The sequence below is a fragment of the Pseudomonas sp. P5_A2_2 genome, assembly GCF_054177685.1.
Genome location: NZ_JBGCUL010000114.1, coordinates 1 through 9,262, shown reverse-complemented (window position 1 = coordinate 9,262; position 9,262 = coordinate 1). Strand labels below are relative to the sequence as shown.

Genomic DNA, 9,262 nt, shown 5'->3' with positions numbered 1-9,262 from the left:
TTCCTGGTCAACGACGGCCAGCTGTTCGTTCGCGATACCAAAATCACTGGCTGGCGCGAGAAGGACAACGGCCCGGCGACGTTCACTTCGCCCAAGGAATTCCGTCCGTTCCTGCTGGCCTGGGGCGGCACCGAGACCTACATCGCCAACAGCAAGATCGCCAGTTTCGGCTACGCCAACAGTAAGTCCTACGGCGTGAGTATTTCCCAGTACACGCCGAACATGGCCAAGGTGCTCAAGCGTCMTGAGCCGACCGGCTGGATCGTCGGCTCCGAATTCTCGGACATGTGGTACGGCTTCTACTGCTACGAAACCCGCGACTTCGTGGTCAAGGGCAACACCTACAAAGACAACATCGTCTATGGCATCGACCCGCACGACCGCTCCCACGGCCTGATCATCGCCGACAACACGGTGTTTGGTACGAAGAAGAAGCACGGGATCATTATTTCCCGTGAGGTCAACGACAGCTTCATCTTCAACAACCGCAGCTACGACAACCACCTCTCGGGGCTGGTGATCGACCGTAACAGCGTGAACAACCTGATCGCCCACAACGAGATCTACCAGAACCACACCGACGGCATCACCCTCTACGAGAGTGCCGACAACCTGCTGTGGGGCAATCGCGTGTTGAGCAACAAGCGCCACGGCATCCGCATTCGTAACAGCGTGAACATTCGCCTGTACGAAAACGTCGCCATGGCCAACGGCCTGACCGGCGTCTATGRCCACATCAAGGACCTGAGCAACACCGACCGTGACATCAAGCTCGACCCGTTCGACGCCCAGGTGTCGCTGATCGTGGTCGGCGGTGAACTGGCGGCCAACGGCAGTGGCCCGCTCTCCATCGACTCGCCGCTGAGTGTCGAGCTGTATCGCGTGTCGATGCTCGCACCGACCAAATCCAGCGGCATCAGCTTCACCGGCATCCTTGGCGATCGTCAGGATGAAATTCTCGACCTGCTGGTACGCCAGCAGAAAGCCGTGCTGATCGACCCTGTCGAACGCCAGACCGAAATGCGGGACTGAGGATAATCTTATGCACCCACACTTGATCAAATTACTCAGCCTGTCGGCCCTGACCGCCGGCATTCTCGCGGCCAGCGGTGGCGCGCGTGCCGATGAAGCTGCCGTTAAAGCAAGCCCACCGAAATTCAGCGCCGAACCGTGCTGCAGCCTGTGCCCGGCCGCCCACGACGCGAAGAACTACACCACCCGTTACCAGCAGAACTTCACCACRCTGGTGCAGGCCCAAGGCGACTGGTTGTTCCGGACCCAGGAAGACCTGCGCACCGAATTCGACACCACGCCCGCCGGCTACAAGCGCATGAAGCAACTGCACGATGCGTTCAAGAGCAAAGGTGTGGAGCTGGTTGTCGTGTACCAGCCGACCCGTGGCCTGGTGAACCGCAACAAGCTCAACCCGGCGGAGAAAGCCAGCTACGACTTCGACAAGGCACTGAAGAACTACAAGTCCATGCTCGGTCGTTTCGCGCAGATGGGCTATGTCGTTCCGGACTTGTCGCCACTGACCAACGAGTCGTTGCCCGACACCCTGCCCGCCCACGATTTCTACTTCCGCGGCGACCAGCACTGGACGCCGTACGGTGCTCAGCGCACGGCGAAAATCGTCGCTGAGAAGGTCAGGCAATTGCCTGAATTCGCCGACATTCCCAAGCGCGAATTCGAGACCCACAAGTCGGGTCGCATGGGCAAGACCGGAACATTGCACAACATGGCCGGTCAACTCTGTGGCACCAGCTACGCGATCCAGTACATGGATCAGTTCACCACCGAGCCGAAGGGCGAAGCGGGCGATGGCGATCTGTTCGGCGAGTCCGGCAACCCGCAGATCACCCTCGTCGGTACCTCCCACAGTGGCAAGAACTACAACTTCGCCGGTTTCCTCGAAGAGGCCATCGGCGCCGACATCCTCAACGTGGCGTTCCCCGGCGGTGGCCTGGAAGGTTCGATGCTGCAGTACCTGGGCAGCGACGAATTCCAGAAGAACCCGCCGAAGATTCTCATCTGGGAATTCTCGCCGCTGTACCGCCTCGACCAGGAAACCATCTACCGCCAGATGATGGCGCTGCTGGACAACGGTTGCGAAGGCAAGGATGCGCAGATGTCCGGCAGCGCCACGCTCAAACCGGGCAAAAACGAGTTGATGGTCAACAGCAAGAACATGGACTTGCGCAACGGTAGCCACCAGCTCGACATCCGCTTCGCCGACACCTCGGTGAAAACCCTGCAAGCCACCCTCTGGTACATGAACGGTCGCCACGAGGACATCAAGATCGACAAACCGGAAACCTCCGAGACTGACGGGCGTTTCGCTTTCGAGTTGCGCACGGACGAAGACTGGGCCTCGCAGAACCTGCTGGCCGTTGAAGTCCAGGGCCCCGAAGCCGGTGCCGCGCCACAGAAAGTCGAAGCGAAAATTTGCAAACGCAACGTGTTCCCGGGCGCCGAGCAGCGTACTGCTTCGGTCGGGCAATGAGGTCTGCCATGCGCAATCCGAAATTTTCAACACTGTTGGCACCGACGCTTTTGAGCCTGGYGATGTTCGCCGGAGCCACACAAGCGGCTGCGCCACTGCGTCCACCCCAGGGCTATTTTTCACCTGTGGATAAATTCAAGACGGGCGACAAGAGCGAAGGCTGCGATGCAATGCCGACGCCGTACACCGGCTCGTTGCAATTTCGCAGCAAGTACGAAGGTTCGGACAAGGCCCGCGCGACCCTGAACGTGCAGTCGGAAAAAGCCTTTCGCGAGAGCACCGCCGACATCACCAAGATCGAGCGCGGCACCAGCAAGCGCGTGATGCAGTTCATGCGGGACGGTCGCCCGGAACAACTGGAATGCACATTGAGCTGGCTGGCGGCCTGGGCCCAGGCCGACGCGCTGATGTCCAAGGACTTCAATCACACCGGCAAGTCGATGCGCAAATGGGCATTGGGCAGCATGGCTTCGGCGTATATCCGCCTGAAGTTTTCCGACTCCCATCCCCTGGCCACCCATCAACAGGAAGCCCAGTTGATCGAAGCCTGGTTCAGCAAGATGGCCGACCAGGTGGTCAGCGACTGGGACAACCTGCCGCTCGACCAGACCAACAACCACTCGTACTGGGCAGCCTGGTCGGTGATGGCCACTTCCGTCGCCACCAACCGTCGCGACCTGTTCGACTGGGCGGTGAAGGAATACAAGGTCGGCGCCAATCAGATCGACGCCGACGGCTACCTGCCCAACGAACTCAAGCGCCAGCAACGGGCCCTGGCCTACCACAACTACGCCCTGCCGCCGCTGGCGATGATCGCCAGTTTCGCCCAGGTCAACGGTGTGGATCTGCGCCAGGAAAACAATGGCGCACTGAAACGCCTGGGTGATCGGGTGCTGTCCGGGGTTAAAGACCCGGAGCAGTTCGAGAAAAAGAACGGCAAGGACCAGGACATGACCGACCTGAAAGAGGGCATGAAATTCGCCTGGCTCGAACCGTTCTGCTCGCTCTACACCTGTACGCCGGACGTGCTGGACAAAAAGCACAAGATGCAACCGTTCAAGAACTTCCGCCTCGGCGGTGACCTGACCAAGGTCTACGACCCGGCCAATGACAAGGGCAGCAAGGGTTCCTAGGGCAAACACAAACCTTTGTAGGAGTGAGCCTGCTCGCGATGACTGAGTGTCAGGCAACACCAATGCTGAATGTCAGTCCGCTATCGCGAGCAGGCTCACTCCTACAGGTTCAGTGTCGAGTTTGAGATTTGTGAGTTAGCCCCCCAGTTTTTCCATGGGGGGTTTGGGGGGGCCGTTGGCCCTTGACTGTTGGTTCAAACAAGGAGAGACCGGGATGGTTTTTTCATCCAACGTGTTCCTGTTTTTGTTCTTGCCGATCTTCCTCGGCTTGTACTACCTGAGCGGGCAACGCTATCGCAATCTGCTGCTGCTGATTGCCAGTTACGTGTTCTACGCCTGGTGGCGCGTGGACTTCCTCGCGCTGTTCGCCGGCGTCACGCTGTGGAACTACTGGATCGGCCTGAAAGTCGGTGCCGCCGGGGTCAGGACCAAACCGGCGCAGCGCTGGCTGCTGCTCGGCGTGGCCGTCGACCTGTGCATCCTCGGCTACTTCAAGTACGCCAACTTCGGCGTCGACAGCATCAACGCGATGATGACGTCGGTGGGTCTTTCGCCCTTCATCCTGACCCACGTGCTGTTGCCGATCGGCATCTCGTTCTACATTTTCGAGTCCATCAGCTACATCATCGACGTCTACCGTGGTGATACCCCGGCGACCCGCAACCTGATCGACTTCGCGGCATTCGTGGCGATTTTCCCGCACTTGATCGCCGGCCCCGTGTTGCGTTTCCGCGACCTGGCCGACCAGTTCAATAACCGCACCCACACCCTCGACAAGTTCTCCGAGGGCTGCACGCGGTTCATGCAGGGTTTCATCAAGAAAGTCTTCATCGCCGATACTCTGGCGGTGGTGGCCGACCACTGCTTCGCCCTGCAAAACCCGACCACGGGCGATGCCTGGCTCGGCGCACTGGCGTACACCGCGCAGCTGTATTTCGACTTCTCCGGTTACAGCGACATGGCCATCGGCCTGGGCCTGATGATGGGTTTTCGCTTCATGGAAAACTTCAAGCAGCCTTACGTCAGCCAGTCGATCACCGAGTTCTGGCGGCGCTGGCACATCAGCCTGTCGACCTGGCTGCGTGACTACCTGTACATCACCCTCGGCGGTAACCGCAAAGGCACGCTGATGACCTATCGCAACCTGTTCCTGACCATGCTGCTCGGCGGTCTGTGGCACGGCGCGAACATCACCTACATCGTCTGGGGTGCGTGGCACGGCATGTGGCTGGCGATTGAAAAAGCCATCGGCCTGAACACCTCGCCACGCAGCTTCAACCCGATCCGCTGGGTGATGACCTTCCTGCTGGTGGTGATGGGCTGGGTGATCTTCCGCGCGGAAAACCTGCACGTCGCCGGGCGCATGTACGGCGCGATGTTCAGCTTCGGCGACTGGTCGCTGTCGGAACTCAACCAGGCCAGCCTCACCGGCCTGCAAGTGGCAACCCTGATCGTGGCTTACGTGACCCTGGCGTTCTTCGGCCTGCGCGACTTCTACACCAATCAGCCACCGGCCAAGACCAAGCCTGCAGTGAACGTCGACGCCGACGGCCCGGCCGCTGCGACACCGGGAACGATCAAGGCCGTGCCTGGGGATAACCCGGCGAACATCCACCAGCCTGGCTACACCGTCGGCGTCGAAGCCCAGGTGCAACCGGCCTACCGGACCGCTGACTGGTCGCGCTACGTGATGCGTGCGCTGGTGCTGCTGCTGTTCATCGCCTCGATTCTCAAACTCTCGGCGCAAAGCTTCTCGCCGTTCCTTTACTTCCAGTTCTGAGGGATCTGACCATGACCCGCTCATTACGCATTTTCTACATCGCGCTGTTCCTGGTGACCCTGCTGGTGCTGGGTCTGTGGTCGGTGCGCAGCTTCTTCGGCTTCAGCACCAACGCCGATGCGACGGTGCTCAACGGTCGCTGGACCAAGGCCGTGGAAACCCACTACGACGATGAGTTCCCGATCAAGCGCCTGGGCACCAATCTCTGGGCCGCGCTGGATTTCAAACTGTTCAACGAAGGTCGTCCGGGCGTGGTGCTCGGTCGCGACCAGTGGTTGTACAGCGATGAAGAATTCCACCCGGTGGTCAACGAAGAGTTGAACCTGCAAGGCAACTACGCGCTGGTCGAAGGCGTGCGCCAGACCCTGAAAGAGAAAGGCGTGCAACTGGTGATGGCGGTGGTGCCGGCCAAGGTGCGCCTGTACCCGGAACACCTCGGTGAGGTGAAACCGGCGAGCATCCACGCCAACCTCTACAAGGACTTCCACCAGCGCCTGGCCGCCGACCGGATTCCGGCCCCTGACCTGCTCGGCCCGCTGCAACAGGCCAAACAGGATGGCCAGCAAGTGTTCCTGCGCACCGACACCCACTGGACCCCGCAAGGCGCCGAGATCGCCGCCATCCGTCTGGCCAAGACCATTGCCGACAAGTACCCGCTGAGCGGCGAGCCGCAGCGCTTCGTCACAGAACCTGCGGAGACCATCACCCACAAGGGCGACCTGCGCCTGTTCCTGCCACTGGACCCGCTATTCGAAAACCTGATGCCCAAGGCAGAACCCTTGCAGAAGCGCAATACGGTCGCAGCTGAAGATCAGCCCGCCGGCGACGACGCGCTGTTCGCCAACAACGAAGTGCCGGTGGCTCTGATCGGCACCAGCTACAGCGCCAATCCCAACTGGAACTTCGTCGGTGCACTCAAGCAAGCGCTGAACAGCGACGTGGTCAATTACGCCGAAGACGGCCACGGCCCGATTCTGCCGATGCTCAGCTACCTGAAAAGCGATGCCTTCAAGAACAGCCCGCCACAGGTGCTGATCTGGGAGTTCCCTGAACGATATCTGCCCGTGAACAACGAAATCGGCGACGCCGACCCGCAGTGGGTCGCAGAGCTTAAACAAGCCGGCGCCCGCCAACAAAACGTAGCCAACATCAACAAATCCGAGACGCCCGACCGGGCGCAAAACTGAAAGAGAGGTACACCATGACTTTCACTACAACTCCTCGTCGTCTCGCTAAAAGCTTTGCCCTGGTTGCCGGCCTCAGCGTGCTGTCGGTACAGGCTTTCGCCGGTGGCGACGCCGCCCTGTACGGCCCGACCGCGCCGAAAGGCTCGACCTTCGTGCGCATCTACAACGCCAGCAACGCCGAAGTCAGCGCCACCGTCGGCAGCACCAGCCTGAGCGACGTCGCGCCGCTATCGAGCAGTGACTTCAGCTTCATGCCGGGCGGCGACTACAGCGCCAAGGTCGGTAGCCAGAGCCTGCCGGTGAAACTGGCCGGCGACCACTATTACACCCTGGTCAACAACGCCAGCGGCGCACCGCAACTGATCGAGGAGCCGCCGTTCAAGAACAAGCAGAAGTCCCTGGTACGCGTGCAAAACCTCAGCGACAAGGCGCTGACCCTGAAGACCGCCGATGGCAAGACCGACGTGGTCCCGAACGTTGCGCCCAAGGGTCGCGGCGAGCGTGAAATCAACCCGGTGAAGGTCAGCCTGGCCTTGTACGACGGCACCACCAAAGTCGGTGACGTGAAACCGGTCGCCCTGGAACGCGGTGAAGCTGCGGTGCTGTACGTCACCGGCAGCGGCAGCAGCCTGTCGCCGGTCTGGGTGAAACGCCCGGTGTCGACGCGCTAACAAATTATCCGGACTGGCACATGTCCCCCCTGTAGGAGCGAGCCTGCTCGCGAAAAACGTCAGGGCAACGCGTTTAGCCAGACAGAACGCGTTTTCGTTGACGTCCATCGCGAGCAGGCTCGCTCCTACAGAGGACCGCCGCGCCAGCCCGGACACGAGACAAAAACAAGAGTGAAACGACAGAACGCAGTAGCTCTAACCAATCGATATTCAAGGAGTAACAACATGATTCCGGTGATCTTGTCAGGTGGTAGCGGCTCACGTCTTTGGCCGCTTTCCCGCAAACAATTCCCCAAGCAGTTCCTGGCCCTGACCGGCGAACACACCCTGTTCCAGCAAACCCTGGAACGCCTGGTGTTCGAAGGCATGGACACGCCAATCGTGGTCTGCAACAAGGACCACCGTTTCATCGTCAACGAGCAGTTGGCCGCGCGCAAACTCGAAACCCAGCGCATCCTGATGGAGCCGTTCGGGCGCAACACCGCGCCAGCCGTGGCCCTGACCGCGATGATGCTGGTCAGCGAAGGTCGCGACGAGCTGATGCTGGTGCTGCCGGCCGACCACGTGCTGGAAGACCAGAAAGCCCTGCAGCGTGCACTGGCCCTGGCCACCGTCGCCGCCGAAAACGGTGAAATGGTGCTGTTCGGCGTGCCGGCCACCAAGCCGGAAACCGGTTATGGCTACATCAAGTCGACCAACGACTCGCTGCTGCCTGAAGGTGTCAGCCGCGTCTCGCACTTCGTCGAAAAACCTGACGTGAAGCGCGCCACCGAGTTCGTCCAGTCCGGCGGTTACTTCTGGAACAGCGGCATGTTCCTGTTCCGCGCCAGCCGCTTCCTCGAAGAGTTGAAGAAGCACGATCCGGACATCTACGACACCTGCCTGCTGACCCTGGAACGCAGCCAGCAGGATGCCGACACCATCACCTTCGACGAAGCCACCTTCGCCTGCTGCCCGGACAACTCCATCGACTACTCGGTGATGGAAAAAACCCAACGCGCCTGCGTCGTGCCATTGACCGCTGGCTGGAGCGATGTCGGTTGCTGGTCGTCGCTGTGGGAAGTCAATAAAAAAGACGCCAACGGCAACGTCACCAAAGGCGACGTGGTGATCCAGGACAGCAAAAACTGCATGATCCACGGCAACGGCAAACTGGTGTCGGTGATCGGCCTGGAAAACATCGTCGTGGTCGAAACCAAGGACGCCATGATGATCGCCCACAAGGACAAGGTCCAAGGCGTGAAGCAGATGGTCAACACCCTCAACGAACAGGGCCGCAGCGAAACCCAGAACCACTGCGAGGTCTACCGTCCGTGGGGCTCCTATGACTCGGTGGACATGGGCGGGCGCTTCCAGGTCAAGCACATCTCGGTCAAACCGGGCGCTTGCCTGTCGCTGCAGATGCACCACCACCGCGCCGAACACTGGATCGTGGTCAGCGGCACCGCCGAAGTGACCTGTGACGAGAACGTGTTCCTGCTGACCGAGAACCAGTCGACCTATATTCCGATTGCTTCGGTTCACCGTTTGCGCAACCCGGGCAAGATCCCGTTGGAGATCATCGAGGTTCAATCCGGCAGCTACCTGGGCGAGGACGATATCGAGCGGTTTGAAGATATCTACGGGCGCTCGACGCCGGTTGAGCGTGGCGTGGCGGTGAAAACCATCGCGCAGTAACACTCAGTAAAACAAGAAGCCCTCGTCCAGCCTGCTGCGTCCCTATCCGCAGCAGGCTGGGCGGGGGCTTTTTTTGCACTGGGTTTTGTATTGCCTTGCCTGACCTCATCGCGAGCAAGCTCGCTCCCACAGTGGACTGAGGCGAACACAAATTCTGTGATCAACCACAAAACCCTGTGGGAGCGAGCTTGCTCGCGATGAGGTCAGGCAAGGCAATACAAAACCCAGTGCAAAAAAAGCCCCCGCCCAGCCTGCTGCGGATAGGGACGCAGCAGGCTGGACGAGGGCTTCTTGTTTAACTGAGTGTTACT

The 9,262-nt window shown here is 60.2% G+C and carries 7 protein-coding genes; all 7 read left to right on the top strand.

The window, feature by feature from the left end:
• A partial coding sequence (gene algG / locus ACXRVY_RS10505) for a mannuronan 5-epimerase AlgG (protein WP_458237356.1) occupies positions 1 to 1,032 on the top strand: 1,032 nt, incomplete at its 5' end.
• Between the two features lie 10 nt (positions 1,033 to 1,042).
• A complete protein-coding gene (locus tag ACXRVY_RS10500; RefSeq protein WP_223459827.1) occupies positions 1,043 to 2,503 on the top strand; it encodes an alginate O-acetyltransferase in 1,461 nt (486 codons plus the stop codon).
• A gap of 8 nt (positions 2,504 to 2,511) precedes the next feature.
• Positions 2,512 to 3,636, top strand: coding sequence for a mannuronate-specific alginate lyase (locus ACXRVY_RS10495; RefSeq protein ID WP_458237355.1), 1,125 nt, complete (start codon positions 2,512 to 2,514; stop codon positions 3,634 to 3,636).
• 214 nt (positions 3,637 to 3,850) lie between these two features.
• Positions 3,851 to 5,416, top strand: a complete 1,566-nt coding sequence (locus ACXRVY_RS10490) for an MBOAT family O-acyltransferase (RefSeq protein WP_223459822.1) — start codon at positions 3,851 to 3,853, stop codon at positions 5,414 to 5,416.
• An 11-nt stretch (positions 5,417 to 5,427) separates the two neighbouring features.
• Positions 5,428 to 6,603 carry an alginate O-acetyltransferase gene (locus ACXRVY_RS10485; protein WP_223459820.1) on the top strand — a complete coding sequence of 392 codons (1,176 nt, stop codon included), beginning with the start codon at positions 5,428 to 5,430 and terminating at the stop codon, positions 6,601 to 6,603.
• Positions 6,604 to 6,617: 14 nt separating this feature from the next.
• Entirely contained in the window at positions 6,618 to 7,274 is a 657-nt protein-coding gene (locus tag ACXRVY_RS10480; RefSeq protein ID WP_223459819.1) for an alginate O-acetyltransferase AlgF, read from the top strand.
• A gap of 225 nt (positions 7,275 to 7,499) precedes the next feature.
• The gene (locus ACXRVY_RS10475; protein WP_223459818.1) at positions 7,500 to 8,951 is read left to right on the top strand and encodes a mannose-1-phosphate guanylyltransferase/mannose-6-phosphate isomerase; all 1,452 of its coding nucleotides are present in this window, start codon (positions 7,500 to 7,502) and stop codon (positions 8,949 to 8,951) included.
• Positions 8,952 to 9,262: the final 311 nt, after the last annotated feature.

What these genes read in the sequence shown, in the direction of transcription:
- ACXRVY_RS10490 (WP_223459822.1), top strand. Translation starts at nt 3,851, where the DNA reads ATGGTTTTTTCATCCAACGTGTTCCTGTTTTTGTTCTTGCCGATCTTC.
- ACXRVY_RS10485 (WP_223459820.1), top strand. Translation starts at nt 5,428, where the DNA reads ATGACCCGCTCATTACGCATTTTCTACATCGCGCTGTTCCTGGTGACC.
- ACXRVY_RS10480 (WP_223459819.1), top strand. Translation starts at nt 6,618, where the DNA reads ATGACTTTCACTACAACTCCTCGTCGTCTCGCTAAAAGCTTTGCCCTG.
- ACXRVY_RS10475 (WP_223459818.1), top strand. Translation starts at nt 7,500, where the DNA reads ATGATTCCGGTGATCTTGTCAGGTGGTAGCGGCTCACGTCTTTGGCCG.